This window comes from Algivirga pacifica (assembly GCF_039543525.1).
GTDB classification, from domain to species: Bacteria; Bacteroidota; Bacteroidia; order Cytophagales; family Flammeovirgaceae; genus Algivirga; species Algivirga pacifica.
The window spans coordinates 1-24,442 of the sequence record NZ_BAABJX010000038.1 but is presented as its reverse complement, the minus strand read 5'-3'; the positions used below and the strand labels follow the sequence as shown (position 1 = coordinate 24,442).

Sequence of the window (24,442 nt, the reverse complement as noted above, 5' to 3'; positions counted from 1 at the left end):
TAATGAATTAAAAATCGATTTTCTTAGCCCAGAACATTGGCTGATACATCCAGGCTGGATTTTGGTAAGCACCTCTTTTCTCCAACTCTTCCTTATTATAGATCTGCTCTGTTTCTGGATCGTAAGGGAATCGCTGTAACCATACATTATCTGAAGTTTCTGCCTCCCAATAAACTGCCAATCGAACCGGACGCTCCAGGTTAGGATATACGTCAGTACTAAATCCATGACGTCTCATATCCACCCATACTTCCCCTTGTAGATACAGGGCGATCATCTTCTGTTGCATGATGAATGACAAGGTGATTGCAGCAGCATCCTGCGGGTATTCATCACTTGCCATGAATGCATTTTGCTCATCCACAGGGACACCTGCTCTATCCATATGTGCTTTTACTCCCTCGTTCATAGCAGACAATGCCTCTCCATATTGCTTTTTCAAGAACAATACTTCTGCTTTGATGAAGTGCAACTCCTCTTCCATGAAGTAGTAATGGGCTCCATCATCTCTCGTTTGATAGTTTCCGTACAGATCCGGATACTCCAATGGATCAATGTTTCCGTCCATACCTTCTCCAGAACGTACAGCATGGTATACGGGACGCATAGTCATGGTTCCCGCTACATCAAACTCTGCTTCCGCTCTAGATGTCATCAAGTAAGGAAGACGAGGATCTTTAAAGTCGGCCGTCAATGGGTCATATCCCATCAACTGGAATAAGAAGAACTGCGTAGGAGCACTTCCTCCCAAAACATTTGCCCAATAATCCCATTCCGGTTTCGTCTGGCTTCTACCCCACATCGACTTTTGATAGTCATTACCGTTCTCCACTACACCATAGTTATAAGCAGCCGTCGTAAACCCGAACTCTTCTGCCTTAGCGATAGCCTGTAATACGGCATCATAGTCTGCATTAACATTTGGAATATAATGCAATAATGTACGAGCCTTCACCGCATAAGCTAATGCAATCCACTTATCCAAATCACCGTCATATACAATATCATCTACCAAAGGAGCGTTAATATCTTTCTCTTCTTTCGCTTTCTCTAAAGTGGTAATCGCAAGATCCAGTTCTTCCAGAATAAATGGATAAACCTGCTGCTCCTGGTCATCATATACCGGAGAAGGGTTTCCCTGGAAAGCTTCTGTCATTGGAATATCTCCAAAAACATCCGTAGTCATTTGTGTCGAAAGCGCAAAGATTAATCGACCAACCCCTTCGTAGTTTTCATTCCCTTCTTCGATTCCCTTATCTATCAGATGCAAGGCATTAATCCCTACATCGTGGTAATGCGCTCTGAAATGTCCAATACGGTTTACGTTCAGGTAATCCCAGCGATCTCTCCTTGTATCCGTCCCTCCTAAGGTTGCAACCTGCTGCGTAATATATGCCGCAAACTCTCCATGCTCGTATACGGATTTACTCATAAATCCAAGTACCGGTGGCAAGAGGTATTGTGCAGGAGCAGTGACAGGCTGCTCCGGGTTAATATTAACCTTATAATAATCATCACAAGAAGTGGTTGCGAAAAGTGTGCTTGCTGCCAAAGCACTTATTACTAGTATTTTTTTCATGTGTCTGTTGATGTTTGGAAGTTTAGAAAGATGCATTAATACCTACCGTCAAACTTCTAGTCAACGGAACGCCATAGTTATCCAAGCCTATTGTTCCTACTCCTCCGTAGTTTGTGTTTGGATCAGCACCAGAGTACTTTGTTAGTAGCAACAAGTTCTTAGCCGTCACATTGAAGCTTAACTTGTCAAACCCTAGTTTTTCTATCTGATATTTGTTAAAGGTATACCCCAAACGTACAAACTCTAATCGGGCAGAAGTACCATCTTCTACAAAGTTCTCTCCTACAGGAAGGATACTCTCTCTGATGAAGTCCTGATCAACAATTGCCGTTGTTGTATTTGGCTCAAATCCACCTTCTTTCTCTACAACGCCATTTACGACAACTCCCTGATTTCTATATTGCTCTAAATAATGATGTGTACCCAGGCTATACATACTAGAAGCTGTTGCGTTCACTACATCTCCTCCTACTACGAAGTTCATCATCACACCTAACGACCACCCTTTATACTTAAAGGTATTGGTAAGTCCCATCATCCAGTCTGGCTCACGATTACCAATCATCTTGTTACCGTTATAATCAACCGCTAAGGAGCCGTCTGCCTTCTGAATATAGTCGCCATTTTCGTCCAACTGATACGTTCCAATTCTTGGATATCCTCTTTCATCCACAACAATATTTCCTTCCTTGTCTCTCAAATAAGTCGTTCCAAGAACACCCATAATTGGTTCGCCTTCTGTATGACCAGGACGTGCTTGTTGCAATACCTGCCCAGAAGTTACAATGGCTGCAGACATATGATCAGGTAAACCAATCAAACGAGACTTATTTCTCGTAAAGTTAAGACTTGCGTCCCATGTAAAGTCATCACTTACGGCTAATGTATGATCTAGTAATACCTCTATCCCTCGGTTACGAATTGATCCACTGTTAAACACCATTATAATGTACCCTGATGATGGCGATACTCTACCAGGGATGATCTGATCATAAGCAGACATTTCATAGAGTGTTGCTTCTAAATGTGTCTTCCCGTTAAAGAATCTCATATCTGCACCAATCTCCCAAGAAACTGTTTCCTCTGGTTTTAACTCAGGATTCCCTCCTTGATAGAAATAATTATAGCCATTATTAATTCCCTTGTAAGCTTCCAAGGTCGAAGTCAAACTATATGGAGGTGGAATTTTACCTACTGTAGCATAGTTACCATGAATCTTACCATATGAAAGTAGTTCCTTTGTACTCTCTGGCAACAACTCACTAAATACAAAACCAGCACTTACCGAAGGGTAGTCAAATGGAGAGTTCTTCTGAGGCAATGTAGATGCCCAGTCTCTACGGTAACTTGCCCCCATATACGCAATACCTTTATAATCTAGCTTGATGTCAGCATATCCACCAATCAACTGTGATTGCCCCCTGTAGTCGGTGTTGAACATAGTAGATTGCTCCAGATTATTAATGGAAACAAACCCTGGATTCAGGAACTCTTCCCCTGACACTACAGAAGTAAGGCTTCCATTATACTGGTAGTTATTCCCTATCAATGCTGTTAGACGGAAATGATCTCCCAATTGTTTGTCGTAAGAAATATTAAATGTAGAAGTTAAACTAACTCTGTATTTATCAGAATCAGAAATAGCTCCACCAAAACTATTTCCTGCGGTAGTAGGCATCGTTACAGCTCTATAGAAAGAGTTAGAAATATCCGTTCCCAAACGATAGCTAAATGTCAATGCTGATGTTGGCTTATAGTTCAACATCGCCTGACCAATCAAACGATCTATGCGCTCATTTCTAGAGTTATTCTCTCTCAGCCAATAAGGGTTGTTTCTATTATCCTCCTGATCTTCCTCAGGTAAATCGTACAACCATCTCTTCTCCCCATTTGGATACAGGTAATTAGCCATCTCATCATTGTACGGCCAGTTATATACAGAGTACATCGAAGCTGGCAATCTACTTACATTGGAACGAATATAGTTCAATGAAGTAGTCACATCGATATAATCATTGAACTGCACTCTACCTTTTGCCAATAGACCTATTCTTTTATATCGTTCGGTTGGCACAACCCCTTGGTGATCCATGAAATTGGCTGAAGTATAGAAGTTCACTTTTTCATTTCCTCCAGACACCGAAAGGTTATACTTCTGCATTACCCCTACGTCGAAGAAGTCGCTAGTATTGTTTTGATACAAGGTATCTCCTGGTGTTGCCAAAGGACCCCACGATAAGAATGTATTCCCTACACTCAACCCTCTGGTTCCTTGTAAGAAAGACGACTGTCTTTCGGCTACATTCAACGGCATATCAAACTGTGTCGTAGAACCTACCGACACTTTCGTTTTCCCTGTCTTACCCGATTTTGTCGTAATCAACACGACACCATTGGCTGCCTCCAATCCATAAAGTGCCGCTGCTGCTCCACCTTTTAGTACGGAAACATTCTCTACATCATTCATATCGATATCCATGGCACTGTTACCTCCAGTACTAGTTCTTTCGTTTCGCACTGGAATACCATCTACAACAAATAGAGGTTGATTCTCTCCACCTTCGGCTATCGATGACATCCCTCTAATCAGGATAAAAGAACCTGCACCCGGTGAACCTGAAGTTGTTGAAACTTGTACACCCGCTACTTTACCGCTCAGGGACTCAATCACGTTTTGTTTTTGTGTATCTTGTAGTTCAGAACCCGCAACTCTTTGCACAGCATAGTTCAAGGCTTTCTTCTCCTGCTCAATACCAAAAGCCGTCACCACTACCTCATCCAGCTGATCAGCCTCTGTAGTTAATGATACATTTAAAGTCGTTTGATTGCTAAGCACAATGGATTTCTTCTCATAACCAATCATGCTGAACTCTAACACGACAGGACTATCCGAATAAGGAATAGTCATTTTGTAGTTACCATCAAAATCCGTTACTGTACCGATTGTTGTACCTTTGATCACCACATTGACCCCGATCAATGTAATATTATCTTCGGCATCTCGTACAGTACCTGAGAGGACCCGGTCCTGTGCCCATACACCACTCACTAGCAGTAATAAAGGAACAGTCAGCATCCATGAAAAAAGTTTGCTTCTCATAGATAGGAGGATTTGTTTGTGTTGTTTTATGTCTATAGTTTAAATCATTCACAAATAGCATCATTTCTGCCACGCATCGATCCCCTTTTTCCGTGAAAACATGATTTAACAGAATTTTTCAGTTACTTTTTGTCTGTGTTACGAACCGTCAGGAACCATACCTTGGAGGAAAAATGATTTTCCCTATTGTTACTTTCTTGTTCTATTTATTCTCCATTTTTTTTATTAAATTATTTAATAGCCAAAGTGAACGGTTCGCCCCGTTATTGTTCCAATAAACAATCTTGCTTATGGTATCCGATCAAAACTACTTACCGCTATACCCTTTCAAACAGTCTCATTTAAGTACTATTTATCCTGCCCTCTTTCGACGGGTGCGCGTTGATTATCGACGCGAGCGCTTATTCACTCCCGACGATGATTTTGTAGACATTGACTGGTCCAAGGTGGGCAGTCATCGCTGCGTCATTGTCGCTCATGGACTGGAAGGCTCTTCTGATCTATCCTATGTAAAAGGTGTTGTCAAAATGGCCAACGACCGTAAATGGGATGCTGTAGCCCTCAACTATAGGGGGTGTAGTGGAGAACATAACTGGAAATTCCGCTCTTACCACCCTGGCGCTACGGATGACATTAAATTAATGGTAGAGCATATTATTACCACAGGAAACTACAAAGAGGTTTTTCTGGTAGGATTTAGTTTAGGAGGCAATCTCTTACTCAAGTATGCTGGAGAAGAGAATAATCATATTTCCTCCAAAATCGGTGGACTAGTGGCGATCTCTGTCCCTTGTGACTTGGAAGCTACCTCTGACCATATGCACCGCCCTGCCGGGTATGTCTATCGCAATCGCTTTCTAAAATCACGAAAGGAAAAAGTAAAACATAAAGCCACCTACAAAGAGGCTTCCTTTACGATTGCCGATGTCAAAAAAGTAAAGACTTTTGAGGAACTAGATGATATGTACACAGCACCGGCACATCATTACCCCAATGCCCGGGAGTTCTGGAGAGCGACCAGCTGCAAACACTACATTCCAGACATTAAGGTTCCTACCTTGATTATCAACGCAACCAATGATCCTTTACTTCCTGAGGAAAGTCACCCTATCCTAGAAACCAAAGGACATCCTTTTGCCAAGTTGATGCTCACCAAATACGGGGGACACGTAGGTTTCTACGATTACGGTAATAAATTGTATTGGCACGAACAACAAATCTTTAAGTTTCTGATGAAGCATTTAGGGTAAGTATAACGCCCCGTATAAACAATGTTGGGAACATACTACCGCAATATTTCCTTTTCCTAATAGATGCAACAAAAAAGATAGGTTATGCAAGCGCAATTAAATGATTATTTATCGTGGTATATGGGGCAAGTCCCTTTAAGTGCCTTGGAGCAAGACGAAAAACTTCCTCCCCTGCATTGTCACAGAAGAGCCATTACCATCTCCAGAAGCTACGGAAGTGAAGCCCTTCCTATTGCTCGTGCCCTTGCAGAAAGGTTAAACCAGAAATACCAATTGGAAGGGAAATATGCATGGATTGTTCTGGATCGGGAAATCCTTCATCAGGTAGCCGGTAAACTAGACGTCTCTTCTTGGAAGCTCAATGAGTCCAATACCCCTTTAGATAGAGGAGTGTTGGAAAGTATTCAAAAAGCTTTTGATCCTGATCAGAATGTCATGGATGCTAATATGGTGCAAGCACTGCATACGGTACTAGGGAGTTACCTGTATAGAGGTAATGTCATTATCGTTGGACGTGCAGCAGCTACCTTTACCGAAACCCTTCCAGAAGTTCTCAACGTTAAACTCCGTGGCAGCCTCGCATATCGTACCTCCCGGATCAGTATAAAAAAACATCTGGATAAAGATGAAGCTGAAAAGGTCGTAAAGAAAATGGATAAACGTCGAAAGAATTTCATCCATTATGTCTACCAACAGCCTGACGAGCCTCTCTATGATATTGCTTTCAACCGGGAAAGAGTACCTACCGATGTGATTCTTGATACTGTCATGCGTGCGGTTGAGGTACTACCTGAAGGAAACCTTAACGGGTAACATTGTTGAATTGTTGAATCGTTGAATTGAGCTTCGCTCGTTGATTCGAGTTGAACTGTTGATTGAGGTGCGTGTATACTGATACTCATACAACATATCAACTCGAATCAACGAGCGAAGCTCAATTCAACTCTCCAAAGGAGAAATTCAACGATTCAACAGACTTGAAAAACGAGTATCTTAAGGGCGGCCACAAAGGTCGCCCTTACGTTTTCCCTTTTACTTTTTACCTTTTCCCTCCAAAGTCCTATATTTCCAAATATTTTGAAACCGTTTTCTAACTTAAGACACATTATGAAAACTTTATTTTTCACATTTATTTTTTCAATCCTGAGCCTTGGATTGACTCAAGCGCAATCTGTAACAATCAGCGATGTTGAACTAAAAGAAAATGTTACCGTAGACGGTACCGATCTAGTGTTGAATGGAGCAGGCATACGTACCAAGTTCTTTTTTGACCTTTATGTAGGTTCTCTTTACCTTCCTTCCAAGAAAACTGATGCTGAAGCCATCATACATGGAGAAGACCTAATGCGTATTCAATTAAACATTATCTCTAGTATGATCACTAGTGAAAAAATGGAAAGCGCAACTCGAGAGGGATTCGAAAATGCTACCAATGGAAAAACACAGCCTATAGAAGGGGAGATCAATGCATTTATTGATGTTTTCAAAGAGGAAATCAAGGAAGGAGATGTTTTCCAGTTTGACGCCCAAGGACCTAGAGTTACTGTATATAAAAACGGCAACAAGTCCATCGTGATCGAAGGAAAAGCATTCCGCGAAGCGCTTTTTGGAATCTGGTTGAGCAACAAGCCTGCAGATAAAAAGCTAAAAGAGCAAATGCTAGGGAAATAATCACAGCATTCACTTCTGTACAGATCCATTTTTTTCTTAGATTTGTCGCTTAATTAGGATTTAAGATTTTATAAATGCCCATTTTTACGAATGGGCATTTTTTAAATAACGTATACACCATGGAATTAGCAAAGACTTATAATCCGAAAGAGGTTGAGGACAAATGGTATGCTTACTGGATGGAAAAGAAGTTTTTCCACTCTAAGCCTAACCCTGACAAAAAACCTTACACTGTAGTCATCCCTCCTCCCAATGTAACGGGAGTACTACATATGGGACACATGTTGAACAATACCATTCAGGATGTATTGGTCAGACGTGCACGTATGAAAGGGTATGAAGCATGTTGGGTACCTGGTACGGACCACGCCTCTATTGCCACTGAAGCGAAGGTGGTGAAAATGTTGAAAGAAGAGCAAGGATTAGACAAGAAAGATATCAGCCGTGAGGAGTTTATGGGACATGCCATGGACTGGAAAGAGAAATACGGAGGAATCATTCTTGAGCAATTGAAGAAGCTTGGTGCTTCTTGTGACTGGGACCGTACTCGTTTCACAATGGAAGACGAGTTGAGTGCAGCAGTGATCAAAGTCTTTGTAGACCTATACCAAAAAGGTCATATCTACCGTGGCGTACGTATGGTTAACTGGGACCCAGAAGGAAAAACTGCCCTGTCTGACGAAGAGGTAATCTATAAAGAGGTAAACTCTAAATTGTACTATGTACAATATCCTATCACAGGAGAAGATAATGCCTTTGTAACGATTGCTACGACACGTCCTGAAACGATTCCTGCCGATACAGCGATCTGTGTGAATCCTAACGATGATCGTTTCAAGCACTTGATCGGAAAAACCGTAACCGTACCTACCACTGATCGCCAAATTCCAATTATCGGTGATGAGTATGTGGATATTGAGTTCGGTACAGGTTGCTTGAAAGTAACTCCTGCTCATGACCTGAATGACTATGAGTTGGGTATGAAGCACAACCTGAAGGTTATTGACATCATTGAGGAGAATGGTACCATCAATGCCCTTGCTGGAGAGAAGTATGCTGGAAAAGATCGTTTTGCGGTAAGAAAAGAGATCGTTAAAGACCTTGAGGAAAGTGGCAATCTGGTAAAAGTTGAGGAACTACAAAACAAAGTAGGTACTTCTGAGCGTACTGGAGCGGTAATCGAGCCTCGTTTGTCTACACAATGGTTTGTGAAGATGAAGGAATTGGCAGCACCTGCACTGGAGAACGTAATGAATGACACGATCCAACTACACCCTGCCAAGTTCAAGAACACTTACCGTCACTGGATGGAAAATGTAAAGGACTGGTGTATCTCCAGACAGCTGTGGTGGGGACAACGTATCCCTGCATACTACTTGCCTAACGGGGAGTTTGTAGTTGCTGAAACACCTGAAGAAGCGCTAAAGCTAGCACAAGCGATCGATAGCAGCGTGACCTTGGAGCAATTGCAACAAGACGAAGATGTCTTGGATACTTGGTTCTCTTCATGGTTATGGCCTATTTCTGTATTTGATGGCATTACTCAACCTGAAAATGAAGAAATCAACTACTACTACCCTACTGAGGATCTAGTGACTGGCCCAGATATCCTATTCTTCTGGGTGGCTCGAATGATTATTGCAGGATATGAGTGGAAAGGAGAACTTCCATTCAAGAATGTATACCTAACGGGTATTGTTCGTGACACACAAGGACGTAAGATGTCCAAGTCATTGGGTAACTCTCCAGACCCACTTGGGTTGATCGAGAAATTTGGTGCTGATGGGGTACGTGTAGGGCTACTACTAAGTTCTGCAGCAGGTAACGACCTTTTATTCGATGAGAGCCTTTGTGAGCAAGGAAGCTTCTTTGCCAACAAAATCTGGAATGCTTTCCGTCTGGTAAAAGGATGGGAGGTAGACGAATCTTTGGACGGCAGTGCCAACCAGGTTTCCATCGATTGGTTTACGGCCAAGTATAACAAAGCAATCAAAGAGATCGAAGATAACTTTGCAAAATACCGTATCTCTGATGCCTTAATGGGTATCTATAAGCTTATCTGGGATGATTTCTGTTCATGGTACCTGGAGATGATCAAGCCAGATTACCAAAAGCCAATTGACAAGGCTACTTATGAGCAGACGATCACATTCTTTGAGGAGTTGATCCGTTTGTTGCATCCGTTTATGCCATTCCTAACAGAAGAGCTATGGCATACGATCAAAGAGCGTGAGGAGAAAGACTGTATCATTGTTGCAGCCTACCCTGAGTATAAAGAGGTAGATGAAACGATCCTGGCACAAGCTACCGCAGCTTTTGAAGTAGTTTCTAACGTAAGAAACATCCGTAACAGTAAGCAAATCGCTCCTAAGGTTGCCCTTCCATTGGCCATCATGGCTGATCAAAAAGAGACTTACGAGCGCTTTAGCCAAGTGATCAGCAAACTTGCTAATCTGGAAGAGCTAAGTTTTACTACTACTGAAATTGAGGGAGCTACACAATTTGTGATCAAAACCGACAAGTTCTTTGTGAACCTGGAAGGACAGATTGATGTAGAAGCTGAGCGTGAGAAACTGATCAAAGAGCTTGAATATACGAAAGGGTTCTTGAAGTCTGTCGACAAAAAGCTTTCTAATGAGCGTTTTGTTAACAACGCGCCTGAGCAGGTAGTCGCTAAAGAGAAGCAGAAGCAAGCTGATGCCGTTAGTCGTATCGAAACGCTTGAAAATGCACTAGCTAAGCTTAACTAAATCATTCTGACTACTGTAGGTAAACAGTAGTGAGTAAATCATCATACTTTTTCCCTGTTTTACTTATAACAGGGAACTTTCATTGGGGCTGTCGGCTTTTCCCTTAAGACAGCCCCTATTTTTAGGAAACAACATGTTTAGAATAATAAAAAATATCCTATTCATTTTTGCTCTTTTAATCAGCTTTTCAGCTTGCAGAAAAGACGTCAGCAAACAGAAAAAAGTTAAATCAAAGATTTTTGCGCTACAGCCTCTAGACTTCAAATATTTTACGGCAAAAGGAAAAGCAATCTATGAAGCGAATAAAGACGCTGTCAATGTCTCTATGGAAGTTCATATTGCCAAAGACAGTGCTGTTTGGGTTTCCTTACGTACTGCCGGTATTGAAGGGTTACGTATTCTAGCCACCAAAGATTCCATTCAGGCACTTAACCGCCTGGCCCGCGAATATTATGTTATTTCCTACGATGAACTGGAAGACCTCACAGATATCCCCTATGATTACGCTTTATTTGAAGGGATTTTCACAGGAAACATCCCACCTCAGTTTGAGCTAAAAAGTAAAGCTATTATGACAGAAGATCATTTTTTACTCCGTAATAAAAGAGGAGATTACAAGATCAATCTTTATGTCAGTAGAACCTTACAAAAATTGGAACGCCTATTTATCGAAAAGAAAAGGGGAGATCAAGGAGCAGACTTGGCTTATAAAAACTTTAAACTCGTAGATGATGAGTCTCAGCAATTGTTCCCTTATCATAGTGAACTACGCATTGGAGAGTCTGATAACTTTTCTTTGAAAAAGGTCAATATGAAAGTGAATCTACAGTACAATAAAATCAAGCTGGAAGATAAATCTCCTAAATTTTCATTTGCTGTTTCTCCAAGATATAAGGTGGTCAAACCTAAGCAACTCCGCTTGTCCAATAATTAACCTACATATTGTTCATGTTGTTTAGTTGAGCTTCGCTCGTTCATAATGTTTAGTTGTTTACCTATAAAATTCATGAAACGAATTTCAAAATTTCAACTAAACATTATGAACGAGCGAAGCTCAACTAAACACTATGAACAACCCCTATATAGCAATATTTAAGGGTTATCATTAGATATTTTCAACAATCTTTCATTCCTCCTTATTATTTCTTGCTTTCCCAAAGGCTGTCGATTAAATTTTATAATATCTACCCATTATATCTTTCCATCCGATAGCCTAATAACCCTATGAGAAAAGCATTCATTTTCCCTATAGTAGCATCTTTATTTCTTTGTCTTTTTTCTTGTGAAGATGCCTATTACAATCCTGAAACGAAAAGTATCTCTGCCGAAATTTCCGGTGACCAATTCAATAGTACCGATTTCTTTGCGGTCAAAAATGGTAAAACACTTAGTATAAGCGCCTCTCAAAGTAGCAAGCAACTTACTATGGTACTGAATAAATTTGAAGGAGAAGGAGAATATGTCCTAGGAGGTGATGCTAATAATAATGAAGCAACTTGGGAACCAGCACTAGGTGGCACATTCACCACACTAAACATGACCATTATTTCTGGTAAAGTAAAGGTGGATGAATTTGATGGATCCTCTATCAAAGGTACTTTCCAATATGTTGCTAGTAATGGCTCTAAAGAGGTCAGTGTAGAAGAAGGAATTATTAATATTTTACTCACCACTCCCATAGAGTAATCGAGACATTTATTTAAATGATAAGGGACCTCTAAGAGGTCCTTTTTTTTGAGAAAGGAGAAATTCACTCACTTTATACTTTTTACCTTTTACCTTTTACTTTTTTTACCTTTTTCTAAAATACAGGTAAAGAAATATATACGCTAAGCATTTTTTCCGACGAATTCTCTATCCAAACCTTTCCTCTTAACTGCTCAATAAATACCCGGCTCAGGAAAGTTCCCAATACAATCTCCCTCTGATCATTGGTCAATATACTGGTATCACATTCTGTCAGATATTGATCCAAAATCTTTTGCCGTATCATCATATTAGTCACCTTGATTTCTACCGTTACCTCTCCCATTCCTATCTCCTCTATTGACTTCAAAGTGACCAATCCCCCTGACTCCTGAGCAGAATATAACACCCCTAACAAAAACTGCTGATAGATAAATTTCAATACTGCTTCATCTGCCTGTACATATAATTGGGTAGGTGCTACAACTAAACGTACACCCTTAGCTTTAAAACTCTCCTCGCAAGTGCTCACTACATCCTCCAATACCTGTTGTAGCTCTACATGATGTTGATCGGGAGAAAGGACTCCTCCCTCTGCCTTCACCAATAACAATAAATTACCGACAATATTTTTCAGGGACCTCAGGTCAGACCATAAGGAGTCTGATTCTTCCATTCCTTCTTCTTTACTTTGTAATCGCTGTATATATTGATGGAGCAATCCCTCTAGTTCTCGTCCAAAATAATCAGAGAAAGCGCTTCTGACCTGAATTGCTTTTTCCATTCTTCGACGATCCTCTAATAAACGTTCATTACTCAACTGAAAATGCTTTGCCTTCAGCTCCTGAGATTCCAGATGATGATTTTCCTTCTCCAATTGTTTTATAAACCCTTCCTTCAAGCGATTAATGTTCTCTGATAACTCTATCACTTCCCTTAGGTTGGTATCTACATTAATCGAGCGTTGTAAACTTACCCCCTCATAAACATCCCTGGACAATTGTTCATTCAGTAGGATCAATGGATTTGTAATTCCATTACGAAGAAAGAGAAACAATAGGAAAGAAAGCAATACACTTACTCCTAACAAGAAAACATATACACTTCTCACCTCTGACAGTTTATCTTTAGCCTTTTGAATTGTTTGTGTTTTTAAAACATTAAACTCACCCTGAATATTCTCTTCCAGAGAAGCTAATACAAATAATAAACTACCATTCTTATTCCGAGAACCTAATTGAATGTCCGTCAACACCAACTGATCAAAGATAGCAGCATACCCCTCAATTTGCTCAAAATAACGTTCCTGATAATCCTTCTTCAATTGCTGCATCAAGGTTCTGACTTTCTGACTATATTTTTTCACAGCATTTGGGCTACTATACTGTAGGTAAGATTGCTCCAGTGTAAATAACTGATACACTTGATCAGAGTACCGACTCATCTCAGGAGCCCCAAATACCTGATAACGTGCAAGACGTAACCTAGCATAGGTTCCTTTGTCTTTACGTACCTTACTGGACAATAGAGCGGTAATTTCTTGCAGTAACAACTGTTGTTCCGCTAATAATGAGTCAATCATTACTATGTTTCTAGACTCCTCCTTCAACACCTCCAAGTCATTCCCCCTGAGATAGTTTACTTTGTTACGCAGGTGATCATGATAAGTATCTAACTTTTCATAATAGTCCTGAATTGTTCGTTGAGATAACTCCTCCTGCGTAGACAATTGCTCTAGTACCTGATGGTTACTTTGCAGAAAGTAAAGTAAGTCCAACTCCAATTGTCCTACCGTCAAGACTGCCTCTTCTATTTCATCACTTTCTCTTTGATAAAAGTAAAAGGATAAATAGCTTATCAGCATCAAAAATGAAAACACTAATAGATAGCTCCATAGAAAACTACTAACACTCCTGATATAAAACATAACCTTCGCAGATGGGAAAAGTAATAATAGACTCTTCTAATTTAAAGGAAAAAATTTATTAATTTCATGAAACACTTGTATTTTTCCATGGTTTATTTCCTTAAATAAGACAATACCTAACAAGCTTTACATCTTACCACATTCTCCTCTATGCACATTGTCATCATCGGAAACGGCATTTCTGGCATTACAGCTGCCCGCTACCTTCGCAAATACAGTAAACATTCCATTACGGTTATCTCATCAGAGTCCAAGTACTTCTTCTCCCGTACTGCGCTTATGTATATTTACATGGGGCACATGAATTTTGAGCAAACACAGCCTTATGAAAATGACTTCTGGGAAAAGAATAATATACAGCTTGTACACGATTACGTTAAACAGGTAGTTCCTCAACAAAAAGCGCTCTTTCTACAAGATCAAGAAACCCCTATACATTACGACAAACTAATTATTGCAACGGGCTCCAAACCTAAATATGCCCCTTGGAAAGGGAAAGAACTAAAAGGGGTACAAGGTCTCTACAGTCACCAAGACCTCATACAGATGGAAAAGGCTTCTCACCAACTAAAGCATGCCGTGATTACCGGAGGAGGACTGATCGGTATAGAAATGGCCGAAATGTTTCGAAGTCGAAATATCTCTGTCAGTCTATTGGTACGGGACGCCCACTATTGGGGGAGTGTTTTACCTCCCGAGGAAGCTCGCATCATAGAAAAAGAAATTCGTAGACACCATATAGACCTTCAACTCTCTACAGAACTAAAAAGTATACAGGGCAATCCCCAACAGGAGGTCATTAGTATCACGACTAATCATAATAAAACCATTAATTGTGGCTTTGTTGGTGTCACAATTGGAGTAACCCCCAATATTGATTTTCTTCAAGATAGTGGAATAGCCTTGGACAAAGGGATCTTAGTGAATACTTACTTTGAGACTAATCAAGAAGATATTTACGCCATTGGTGATTGCGCCCAATTTACAGAACCTATCGATGGACGCAAACCCATTGAACAGGTATGGTATACAGGACGAATGCATGGAGAAACCTTAGCCTATAGCTTAATCCATAAAAAAACGGCTTATACTCCGGGGCCATGGTTTAACTCCGCCAAGTTCTTTGATATTGAATATCAAACTTACGGTAAAGTCTCTCCTGCTCCTTTAGAAAATGAAGAAAGCATTTACTGGGAAAGTTCCGATGCTAAAAAATGTATCCGAATTGCTTATGAGCGTGATACACTAAAACTATTGGGTATCAATTTACTTGGTATACGATACAGACACGAATTATGCCACCAATGGATTAAGCAAGGTGCCTCCCTTCCCGAAATCCTCCCACAACTGGAAAAAGCGAATTTTGACCCTGAGTTTTCCAGTAAGCACGAAAACGAAGTCATTGCGCTCTTTCAAGAGAAATTCCCTCACATTCCCTTAAAAAAGAAGAAACGTTTTGCATTCTGGAAATAAGAGCATTGGATAAATTGAATATTTCTCACATTCAATATGAATATTTATTCATTCATTCTTTCACTATTTCATGAAAATATTCGAGATTTAGGGACTTTTTGAAAATAGTATCTGTATTTTTTATTGAAATAAGAAATCGCCTACTGTTATCACTTTAACGAGATAGGATATATCTCTTGCTGAAAATCTATTACAACTTGGCTATTACTATTAGCTAACTAATATTAGAAATCAATAAGACCATGAAAAACACAAAAATCATTGGACTAGGGTACCACGTGCCCGAAAAAGTTGTCACAAATGACGATCTAGCAAAAATCATCACCACTAGTGATGAATGGATCACGGAGCGTTCCGGCATCAAGGAGCGTCGCTACGCCAACCTTCCTGAGGAGAAAAACTATGTGATGGCAGCAAAAGCTTCCCAGAAAGCCATGGATATGGCTGGAGTAGAAGCAGAAGACATTGATCTTATTATTTATGCGACCTTAAGCTCTGACTATATATTCCCCGGTTCCGGAGTACTTTTACAAAGAGAACTAGGTTTCCGCAACATTGCGGCTATTGACGTAAGAGCACAATGTTCAGGATTTGTTTATGCCTTATCTATTGGAGACCAGTATATCAAGACGGGCATGTACAAAAACGTTTTAGTTGTTGGTGCTGAAATCCATTCTTCTGGATTAGATTTTTCTGATCACGGCAGACATGTCACCGTATTATTTGGTGACGGAGCCGGAGCTGCAGTATTAACGGCAACTGAAGAAAAAGGTAAAGGAATCCTGTCCACTCACCTACACAGTGAAGGAGAACATGCAGAGCAACTGGCAGTTATTGATCCAGGATTTTCTACAGACAAGCGTTTCTCTCCAGAGATGTTTGAGCCAGGAGGGTCTGCTTATCCTGTGATGAACGGGCAATTTGTCTTCAAAAATGCCGTAACTCGTTTTCAGGAAGTTATTCACGAAGCACTAGAACACAATAAGCTACAGCCTGAGGATATTGACCTATTGGTACCGCACCAAGCGAACTTAAGAATCTCTCAGTTTGTCCAAAAGAAGATGGGCTTGCCAGACGAAAAAATCGTCAATACTATCCAAAAGTATGGAAACACGACTGCGGCCTCTATTCCAATTAGCCTTACTGAAGCCTTTCATGAAGGGCGCGTAAAAGACGGTGATTTGATTTGTCTTGCGGCCTTTGGTAGTGGATTTACTTGGGCTAGTGCACTGATCAGATGGTAACACTTGTTCATAGTGTTTAATTGCACTTCGTGCGTTCATGATGTTTAGTTGAGTTTACTGTTGATTTCTGAAGGCTTCGCTTTCATTTAGAGACAATGATGTTAAAGCACAATAAACAACAAACTCAACTAAACATCATGAACGAGCGAAGCTCAATTAAACAACATGAACAATATGATCTGAAATCCTTATCTTTGCCCAAACAATTACTTAAACCACTCACTTTTTAAGCAGTATAAACATGGGTATTGTCGTTAAGAATCTTACTAAAACCTACGGAGAACACAAAGCGGTGGATAATATCTCCTTTGAAACAAACCGTGGAGAAATTCTTGGTTTTCTAGGACCTAATGGCGCTGGAAAAACGACAACCATGAAAACAGCCACTTGCTATATTACCCCTACTACAGGAAGTGTAACTGTTGAAGGATATGATGTCGTAAAATCCCCCCTAGAAGTCCGAAAACATATCGGCTACTTACCGGAGCATAATCCCCTATACCTGGATATGTACATCCATGAGTACCTTCGCTTTGTCGCAGGAATCCACAAAATCCGTAAACCAAGACAAAAAGTGCAAAAGATTGTCGGTATGGTGGGACTGCAAAAAGAGGAGCACAAGAAAATCGGAATGCTTTCCAAAGGGTATCGACAGAGAGTCGGCTTGGCGCAAGCACTCATCCATGATCCGAGTGTATTGATCCTCGATGAGCCTACCACAGGATTAGATCCCAACCAAATCGGAGAAATACGAGACCTTATCAAGGAAGTGAGCCAAAATAAAACGGTTATGCTCTCTACCCATATTATGCAAGAGGTGCAAGCCTTGTGTGATCGGGTGATTATCATCAATAAGGGACAACTTGTAACGGACAGTAATGTCGATGCGCTTAAAAAGCAATCGGACAGTATAAATATCCTCGTGGAGTTTATAGATTACACGCCAAAAACATGGCTTAAAAACATTCCATCAGTTTTTGAGGTAGTACAAAAAAAGGAAGGGCTTTACCTTTTAAAGGCGCAGGAAGATGTCCGTGCTGAAATATTCCGGGAAGCTGTACAAAAAGGAGAGACCATCATTGGTTTACATCAGGAGCAAATATCACTTGAGCAAGTTTTTACAACACTCACAAAATAACCCCTATTCATTTATTAACATTCGTTAAATATATTTGAGTCATTCATCAGAACCCATTAAAATTAATCAATACCCAAAACAAATTCCTATCACCTAAATTATCCCACACCTTATGAAAAAAGTATTCGAAAGCACCTATCAAACGATTTTCTACGATTCTTTGTCGGACACACTTACTAAAAAGTGGAACCCAATGTCTTCTGCCATGGATGAAGATGTATTCAAGAAAGAAGTCCTGGAAATTGTACAGATGGTCGGTCGTCATCAGCCCAAAAATGTTTTGGATGACACCCAGAACTTCCGTTTCACCATCACTTCCGACTTACAGGATTGGGTTAATTCAGAGGTTCTTCCTTCTTTCATCGAAAATGGCATTAAGAAATACGCCGTTGTCGTTAGTGAAGAAATCTTTAGTAAAGTGTCTATAGAACAAACCTTAAGAGATCAGGACTCTCCTATACAAAATCGCTATTTTGATAGTGATACTGATGCTCGTTTATGGCTAAATGAGAACTAATAATTAATGTTATTTCTCATTGCTATACAAGGCAACTCCCATCGCCACTCTTAGAAAAGAGTGGTTTTTTTATGGCCTTGCGAAGGGTATTTTCACTAATGTATATTAAGTATTTGGGCTTCAATCGCTTTTTCCTCGATATATTCCTATGAGATATTGAATATCTAGAAGGTTTGATTTAATTTTACAAGGATAGGGTATTCTTATAGTCATCCGTTAATACCAATAATACAATAATACCAAAAGATAATTTTATGCAAAGATATACCGAGTATCTTCAGGAGATTGAAGAAAGAAAAGGTCAGGGTCTACATCCAAAACCGATTGATGATGCCGAATTGTTGAGCGAAATCATTGCTCAAATCAAAGATATAGACAATGAGCACAGAGAGGCTTCTCTAAACTTCTTTATTTATAATGTGTTGCCAGGAACTACAAGCGCTGCTGGTGTAAAGGCGGCGTTCTTGAAGGAAATTATCCTTGGTGAAACTGTAGTAGAGGAAATCGCTCCAGCATTTGCTTTTGAGCAATTGTCACACATGAAAGGGGGACCTTCTATCGAAGTATTGCTTGACTTGGCTTTGGGAGAGGATGCTGCTATCGCTGAAGAAGCTGCTAAAGTCCTTAAAACGCAGGTATTCCTATACGATGCAGATACTGCACGTTTGGAAGAAGCGTACAAAGCAGGAAATGCAGTTGCTAAAGCTATTTTAGAAAGCTACGCTAAAGCGGAGTTCTTCACAGAACTTCCAGAGGTAGAAGAAGAAATCAAGATCGTAACATTTATCGCTGGAACAGGTGATATCTCTACCGATTTGCTTTCTCCAGGTGCTGATGCTCACTCAAGATCAGATCGTGAGCTTCACGGCCAGTGTATCTTTGAGCACAACAAAGAAATGCAAAAAGAACTTTCTGAGTTGAAAGCACAACACCCGGACAAGCGTGTGATGTTGGTTGCAGAGAAAGGAACAATGGGTGTAGGTTCATCCAGAATGTCAGGAGTAAACAACGTGGCATTATGGACAGGTATCCAGGCAAGCCCTTACGTTCCATTTATCAATATTGCTCCTATCATTGCAGGTACTAATGGTATCTCTCCTATTTTCTTGACGACAGTTGGTGTAACAGGAGGTATCGGTATCGACCTGAAAAACTGGGTGAAGCAAAAAGATGCAGAAGGAAACGTAGTAGTAGATGCAGAGGGCGAGCCTGTACTTGAGCAAGCATACTCTGTAGAAACAGGTACGGTACTTACGATCAATACAAAAACGAAAAAACTATACAACGGAGAGCAGGAGTTAATGGACATCTCAGCGTCTTTGACGCCACAGAAAATGGAGTTCATCAAAGCTGGAGGTTCATATGCCGTAGTATTTGGTAAGAAAATCCAAACATTTGCTGCCCAGACATTGGATATCGAAGCTCCTCAAGTATACGCTGCTTCTAAAGAAATTTCTAAAGAAGGACAAGGACTTACAGCAGTGGAGAAAATCTTCAACAGAAATGCTGTTGGAACTACTCCAGGAAAAACATTGCACGCAGGATCTGACGTTCGTGTAGAAGTAAACATCGTAGGATCTCAGGATACTACCGGTTTGATGACTTCTCAAGAACTGGAAGCAATGGCTGCTACAACGATTTCACCTATCGTAGACGGTGCTTATCAGTCAGGTTGTCACACGGCTTCAGTTTGGGATAAGAAAGCGCAAGCAAACATTCCTAAGTTGATGAAGTTCATGAACGACTTCGGTTTGATCACGGCACGTGACCCTAAAGGGGTTTACCACTCGATGACTGACGTTATTCACAAAGTACTGAATGACATCACGATCGACGATTGGGCGATCATTATTGGTGGTGACTCTCATACAAGAATGTCAAAAGGGGTTGCTTTCGGTGCTGACTCAGGTACTGTAGCACTTGCATTGGCAACAGGTGAGGCTTCTATGCCAATTCCTGAGTCTGTAAAAGTGACGTTCAAAGGGGAGATGCAAGACTACATGGACTTCCGTGATGTCGTACACGCTACTCAAGCACAGATGCTTAAAGCATTCGGTGGTGAGAACGTATTCCAAGGAAGAGTAATTGAAGTACACATTGGTACGCTTACTGCAGACCAGGCCTTCACATTTACTGACTGGACTGCTGAGATGAAAGCGAAAGCATCTATCTGTATCTCAGAAGATGCAACATTGATCGAATCATTGGAGATTGCAAAGTCAAGAATCCAGATCATGATCGAGAAAGGTATGGACAACGAGAAGCAAGTTCTTCAAGGATTGATCAACAAAGCGGACAAGCGTATCGCTGAGATCAAATCAGGAGAAAAACCTGCTCTTACACCTGACGAAAACGCAAAATACTATGCAGAGGTAATTGTTGATCTTGATCAGATTGCTGAGCCAATGATTGCTGACCCAGACGTAAACAACGCAGATGTATCTAAACGATATACCCACGATACGATCAGACCACTTTCGTACTACGGAGGTGAGAAGAAAGTTGACCTTGGTTTCGTAGGATCTTGTATGGTACACAAAGGTGATATGAAGATCTTGGCACAGATGTTGAAAAACATCGAGGCTCAACAAGGTAAAGTAGAGTTCAACGCTCCTCTGGTTGTTGCTCCTCCAACGTACAACATCGTGGACGAACTAAAAGCAGAAGGTGACTGGGAAGTATTGCAAAAATACTCAGGGTTCGAATTTAACGATGATGCACCAAAGGCGGCAGCACGTACCAAATACGAAAACATGCTTTACTTGGAGCGCCCAGGCTGTAACTTGTGTATGGGTAACCAGGAAAAAGCTGAGCCAGGAGATACTGTAATGGCGACATCAACACGTTTGTTCCAAGGTAGAGTAGTAAAAGACTCTGCAGAGAAGAAAGGAGAGTCATTACTTTCGTCTACGCCAGTAGTAGTACTTTCTACGATTTTGGGTAGAACTCCTACAGCAGAAGAGTACAGAGCAGCAGTTGCAGGAATCAAGCTTACACAGTTTGCTCCTCCTTCAAAGCAACTGACTTCAGCGTCTAAAAAACTTGCTTACTAAGTAAGCATTTAGATAGATATAGCTATTAAGCGGTATAGAGGAAACTCTGTACCGCTTTTTTTATTACTAGCAGTTTAAAGTATGGAGAAAGGAAAAAGGATTATTCTCCAATGGATTTATTCCTTTATCCTTTATCCTTCATCCTTTATCCTTTATCCTTTATCCTTTATCCTTTATCCTTTATCCTTTATCCTTTATCCTTTATCCTTAAACCATTTAAAAATAACACTTAACTATAAGTTTACTTAGCAATCAACCCTCTTACAAAAGACCCTAACCAAACATTTAGTCACGTAGTCTGTTGTTTCAATAAAGGCTAAATGATATAAGACCTACGATTTAGACAAATTTAGACTGTTTATAATACCCTTTTGTATCGTCTTTTGTTATCTTATTAGTTATGTAGCCGTTTACCATAAAAGTCTTTCCATCAGATATTAAATTGCTTGGATATAGACAGATATGACCATACCCTTACATCCTTATAAAAGGATCATAAAGGGTATTTACAAAGGCTATATAACCCAAAGCTTCATAGGTTACTAAAACTCTATTAAGCATCAACATACTATTTATTATAATCTATAATTACTCAAACAATGGCTTTTGACATCGAAATGATAAAAGCTGCCTACGCTCAAATGGGAGAGAGAGTTGAGGCCGCTAGAAAAGTAGTAGGCAAGCCACTAACACTTGCTGAGAAAATTTTGTACTCGCACCTTCACAACGGAGTAGCCAAAGAGGCCTTCAAAAGAGGTGAGTCCTATGTAGACTTTGCTCCAGACCGTGTAGCCATGCAGGATGCTACTGCACAGATGGCACTATTGCAATTTATGCAAGCGGGTAAGGAGAAAGCAGCAGTTCCATCTACTGTACACGCTGACCACTTGATTCAGGCGAAGGTAGGTGCTAATAAAGATTTAAACGTTGCCAATGTAACCAACAAGGAAGTTTATGAGTTTCTTTCTTCAGTATCCAATAAATATGGTATCGGATTCTGGAAACCCGGAGCAGGTATTATCCACCAAGTAGTGTTGGAAAACTATGCATTCCCCGGAGGTATGATGATCGGTACAGACTCGCACACGGTAAACGCAGGTGGCCTTGGAATGGTCGCTGTAGGTGTTGGTGGAGCAGATGCCGTAGACGTAATGGCAGGTATGCCTTGGGAGCTTAAGTTCCCTAAGCTTATCGGCGTAAAATTGACTGGTAAGTTAAGTGGCTGGACAGCGCCAAAAGATGTTATTCTTAAAGTAGCGGGCATCCTTACGGTGAAAGGTGGTACTGGGTGTATCGTAGAATATTTTGGTGAAGGCGCTGAGGCAATGTCTTGTACGGGGAAAGGTACTATCTGTAACATGGGTGCTGAGATTGGAGCAACCACTTCAACATTCGGTTACGACGAGTCTATGGAGCGTTACCTAAGGGCAACAGGTAGAGATGATGTAGCAGATGCCGCTAATGAGGTGAAAGAACACCTAACTGCAGACGCTGAAGTATACGCTGAACCAGAGAAACACTTCGATCAGGTAATCGAGATTAACCTGGATGAGTTGGAGCCACACGTGAACGGTCCTTTTACACCAGACAGAGCTACTCCTATCTCAGAAATGAAGAAAATTGCTGAGGAGAATGGATGGCCTACAAAAATAGAGGTAGGATTGATCGGTTCTTGTACGAACTCTTCTTACGAGGATATCTCAAGAGCTGCTTCCTTGGCAGAGCAAGCAGTCACTAAAAAATTGAAGACCAAGTCAGAGTTTACCATTACTCCAGGGTCTGAGCAAGTTCGTTACACCATCGAGCGTGATGGCTTTATTGATACATTTGAGAAAATTGGAGGAAGTGTATTTGCCAATGCTTGTGGTCCTTGTATCGGTCAGTGGGACCGTGCAGGCGCTGACAAGCAAGAGAAAAATACAATCGTTCACTCTTTCAACAGAAACTTCTCGAAGCGTGCTGACGGTAATCCGAATACGCACGCGTTTGTAGCATCTCCTGAATTGGTTACTGCTTTAGCTATTGCTGGCGACTTGACATTCAACCCGCTAACAGACAAACTAGTAAACGAGAATGGCGAAGAAGTAATGTTGGATGAACCTACCGGATACGAACTTCCTACAAAAGGATTCGCAGTAGAAGATGCAGGATACCAGGCTCCAGCAAAAGATGGTTCTTCTGTTGAGGTGATTGTATCTCCTGAATCAGACCGTCTACAATTACTTACACCATTTGCACCATTCGAAGGAACAGACCTTACAGGAATGCCTGTATTAGTGAAAGCAAAAGGAAAATGTACCACTGACCACATCTCTATGGCTGGTCCTTGGTTGCGCTTCAGAGGTCACTTGGATAACATCTCTAACAACTGTCTAATTGGTGCAGTAAACGCATTCAACGATGACACCAATAACGTAAAAAACCAACTGACTGGGGAGTATGGTGAAGTTCCTGCAACAGCTAGAGCTTACAAAGCAGCAGGCATTGGTTCCGTAGTATTCGGAGATGAAAACTACGGAGAAGGATCTTCTCGTGAGCACGCTGCAATGGAACCTCGTCACCTAGGTGTTAGAGCGGTTATCGTAAAATCATTCGCTCGTATCCACGAAACAAACCTTAAGAAACAAGGTATGTTGGGACTAACATTTGCTGATGCTGCAGACTACGATAAGGTTCAGGAGAATGACAAGGTAGATATTCTTGGATTGACTGAGTTTACTCCTAATAAGCAACTTACGGTTGTCTTGAACCATGAGGATGGATCAAAAGATGAAATCAAAGTGAACCATACATACAACGAGCAGCAGATTGAGTGGTTCAAGGCTGGTTCAGCATTGAACTTGATCAAGTTGCAAAATGAATAAACCTGCCCTTGATAGGTTTATGTAACATAATATAGGAAGGCTCCCAATTCGGGAGTCTTTTTTATTTTCTTGAGCGTGGACGCTCAAGGTATGTGAAAGGTCATAGCGTGGACGCTATGACCAGAGGTAATCGAGTAGGAAGGTAGGGATTAGTTCCCTACCTGTCCTCTCACACCACCCTGCGTACGGA

15 protein-coding genes are annotated in these 24,442 nt (G+C 40.8%); 12 read left to right on the top strand and 3 right to left on the bottom strand.

Annotation, left to right across the window (positions count from 1 at the left end):
- Window positions 1–7: 7 nt before the first annotated feature.
- On the bottom strand, window positions 8–1,579 hold the full coding sequence (locus ABD985_RS13085; protein ID WP_345372412.1) for a SusD/RagB family nutrient-binding outer membrane lipoprotein: 1,572 nt from the start codon (window positions 1,577–1,579) through the stop codon (window positions 8–10).
- Window positions 1,580–1,601: 22 nt separating this feature from the next.
- Window positions 1,602–4,679, bottom strand: a complete 3,078-nt coding sequence (locus ABD985_RS13080) for a SusC/RagA family TonB-linked outer membrane protein (protein ID WP_345372411.1) — start codon at window positions 4,677–4,679, stop codon at window positions 1,602–1,604.
- Between the two features lie 290 nt (window positions 4,680–4,969).
- Here ABD985_RS13080 and ABD985_RS13075 point away from each other — a divergent pair, with 290 nt between their 5' ends.
- The 6 genes from ABD985_RS13075 (at window position 4,970) to ABD985_RS13050 (ending at window position 12,036) form a co-directional block, all read left to right on the top strand.
- The gene (locus ABD985_RS13075) at window positions 4,970–5,929 is read left to right on the top strand and encodes a YheT family hydrolase (protein ID WP_345372409.1); all 960 of its coding nucleotides are present in this window, start codon (window positions 4,970–4,972) and stop codon (window positions 5,927–5,929) included.
- 84 nt (window positions 5,930–6,013) lie between these two features.
- Window positions 6,014–6,742 (top strand): cytidylate kinase-like family protein, encoded by a 729-nt coding sequence (locus tag ABD985_RS13070; protein ID WP_345372405.1) that lies wholly within the window; start codon window positions 6,014–6,016, stop codon window positions 6,740–6,742.
- 294 nt (window positions 6,743–7,036) lie between these two features.
- A complete protein-coding gene (locus ABD985_RS13065; RefSeq protein ID WP_345372403.1) occupies window positions 7,037–7,600 on the top strand; it encodes a chalcone isomerase family protein in 564 nt (187 codons plus the stop codon).
- 119 nt (window positions 7,601–7,719) lie between these two features.
- The gene (locus ABD985_RS13060; protein WP_345372401.1) at window positions 7,720–10,350 is read left to right on the top strand and encodes a valine--tRNA ligase; all 2,631 of its coding nucleotides are present in this window, start codon (window positions 7,720–7,722) and stop codon (window positions 10,348–10,350) included.
- 133 nt (window positions 10,351–10,483) lie between these two features.
- Window positions 10,484–11,284 carry a lipoprotein insertase outer membrane protein LolB1 gene (gene lolB1, locus ABD985_RS13055; protein ID WP_345372399.1) on the top strand — a complete coding sequence of 267 codons (801 nt, stop codon included), beginning with the start codon at window positions 10,484–10,486 and terminating at the stop codon, window positions 11,282–11,284.
- Between the two features lie 290 nt (window positions 11,285–11,574).
- Window positions 11,575–12,036 carry a DUF6252 domain-containing protein gene (locus tag ABD985_RS13050; protein WP_345372398.1) on the top strand — a complete coding sequence of 154 codons (462 nt, stop codon included), beginning with the start codon at window positions 11,575–11,577 and terminating at the stop codon, window positions 12,034–12,036.
- A gap of 115 nt (window positions 12,037–12,151) precedes the next feature.
- On the opposite strand, the gene ABD985_RS13045 is transcribed toward ABD985_RS13050, so the two are convergent.
- A complete protein-coding gene (locus ABD985_RS13045; RefSeq protein WP_345372396.1) occupies window positions 12,152–13,900 on the bottom strand; it encodes a histidine kinase in 1,749 nt (582 codons plus the stop codon).
- Between the two features lie 213 nt (window positions 13,901–14,113).
- On the opposite strand from ABD985_RS13045, the gene ABD985_RS13040 reads away from it, so the two are divergent.
- The 6 genes from ABD985_RS13040 (at window position 14,114) to ABD985_RS13015 (ending at window position 24,252) form a co-directional block, all read left to right on the top strand.
- On the top strand, window positions 14,114–15,436 hold the full coding sequence (locus tag ABD985_RS13040; protein WP_345372395.1) for an NAD(P)/FAD-dependent oxidoreductase: 1,323 nt from the start codon (window positions 14,114–14,116) through the stop codon (window positions 15,434–15,436).
- A gap of 242 nt (window positions 15,437–15,678) precedes the next feature.
- Window positions 15,679–16,680 (top strand): 3-oxoacyl-ACP synthase III family protein, encoded by a 1,002-nt coding sequence (locus ABD985_RS13035; RefSeq protein ID WP_345372394.1) that lies wholly within the window; start codon window positions 15,679–15,681, stop codon window positions 16,678–16,680.
- A gap of 241 nt (window positions 16,681–16,921) precedes the next feature.
- Complete coding sequence (gene gldA, locus ABD985_RS13030; protein ID WP_345372392.1) at window positions 16,922–17,818, top strand: gliding motility-associated ABC transporter ATP-binding subunit GldA; 897 nt, start codon at window positions 16,922–16,924, stop codon at window positions 17,816–17,818.
- A gap of 112 nt (window positions 17,819–17,930) precedes the next feature.
- Complete coding sequence (locus ABD985_RS13025; protein ID WP_345372391.1) at window positions 17,931–18,335, top strand: hypothetical protein; 405 nt, start codon at window positions 17,931–17,933, stop codon at window positions 18,333–18,335.
- Between the two features lie 254 nt (window positions 18,336–18,589).
- Entirely contained in the window at window positions 18,590–21,388 is a 2,799-nt protein-coding gene (locus tag ABD985_RS13020; protein ID WP_345372389.1) for a bifunctional aconitate hydratase 2/2-methylisocitrate dehydratase, read from the top strand.
- Window positions 21,389–21,987: 599 nt separating this feature from the next.
- Entirely contained in the window at window positions 21,988–24,252 is a 2,265-nt protein-coding gene (locus ABD985_RS13015) for an aconitate hydratase (RefSeq protein ID WP_345372388.1), read from the top strand.
- Window positions 24,253–24,442: the final 190 nt, after the last annotated feature.

Bases quoted from the DNA above. Each gene is read 5' to 3' on its own strand.
- ABD985_RS13085 (WP_345372412.1), bottom strand. From the start codon at position 1,579: ATGAAAAAAATACTAGTAATAAGTGCTTTGGCAGCAAGCACACTTTTC.
- ABD985_RS13080 (WP_345372411.1), bottom strand. From the start codon at position 4,679: ATGAGAAGCAAACTTTTTTCATGGATGCTGACTGTTCCTTTATTACTG.
- ABD985_RS13075 (WP_345372409.1), top strand. From the start codon at position 4,970: ATGGTATCCGATCAAAACTACTTACCGCTATACCCTTTCAAACAGTCT.
- ABD985_RS13070 (WP_345372405.1), top strand. From the start codon at position 6,014: ATGCAAGCGCAATTAAATGATTATTTATCGTGGTATATGGGGCAAGTC.
- ABD985_RS13065 (WP_345372403.1), top strand. From the start codon at position 7,037: ATGAAAACTTTATTTTTCACATTTATTTTTTCAATCCTGAGCCTTGGA.
- ABD985_RS13060 (WP_345372401.1), top strand. From the start codon at position 7,720: ATGGAATTAGCAAAGACTTATAATCCGAAAGAGGTTGAGGACAAATGG.
- lolB1 (WP_345372399.1), top strand. From the start codon at position 10,484: ATGTTTAGAATAATAAAAAATATCCTATTCATTTTTGCTCTTTTAATC.
- ABD985_RS13050 (WP_345372398.1), top strand. From the start codon at position 11,575: ATGAGAAAAGCATTCATTTTCCCTATAGTAGCATCTTTATTTCTTTGT.
- ABD985_RS13045 (WP_345372396.1), bottom strand. From the start codon at position 13,900: ATGCTGATAAGCTATTTATCCTTTTACTTTTATCAAAGAGAAAGTGAT.
- ABD985_RS13040 (WP_345372395.1), top strand. From the start codon at position 14,114: ATGCACATTGTCATCATCGGAAACGGCATTTCTGGCATTACAGCTGCC.
- ABD985_RS13035 (WP_345372394.1), top strand. From the start codon at position 15,679: ATGAAAAACACAAAAATCATTGGACTAGGGTACCACGTGCCCGAAAAA.
- gldA (WP_345372392.1), top strand. From the start codon at position 16,922: ATGGGTATTGTCGTTAAGAATCTTACTAAAACCTACGGAGAACACAAA.
- ABD985_RS13025 (WP_345372391.1), top strand. From the start codon at position 17,931: ATGAAAAAAGTATTCGAAAGCACCTATCAAACGATTTTCTACGATTCT.
- ABD985_RS13020 (WP_345372389.1), top strand. From the start codon at position 18,590: ATGCAAAGATATACCGAGTATCTTCAGGAGATTGAAGAAAGAAAAGGT.
- ABD985_RS13015 (WP_345372388.1), top strand. From the start codon at position 21,988: ATGGCTTTTGACATCGAAATGATAAAAGCTGCCTACGCTCAAATGGGA.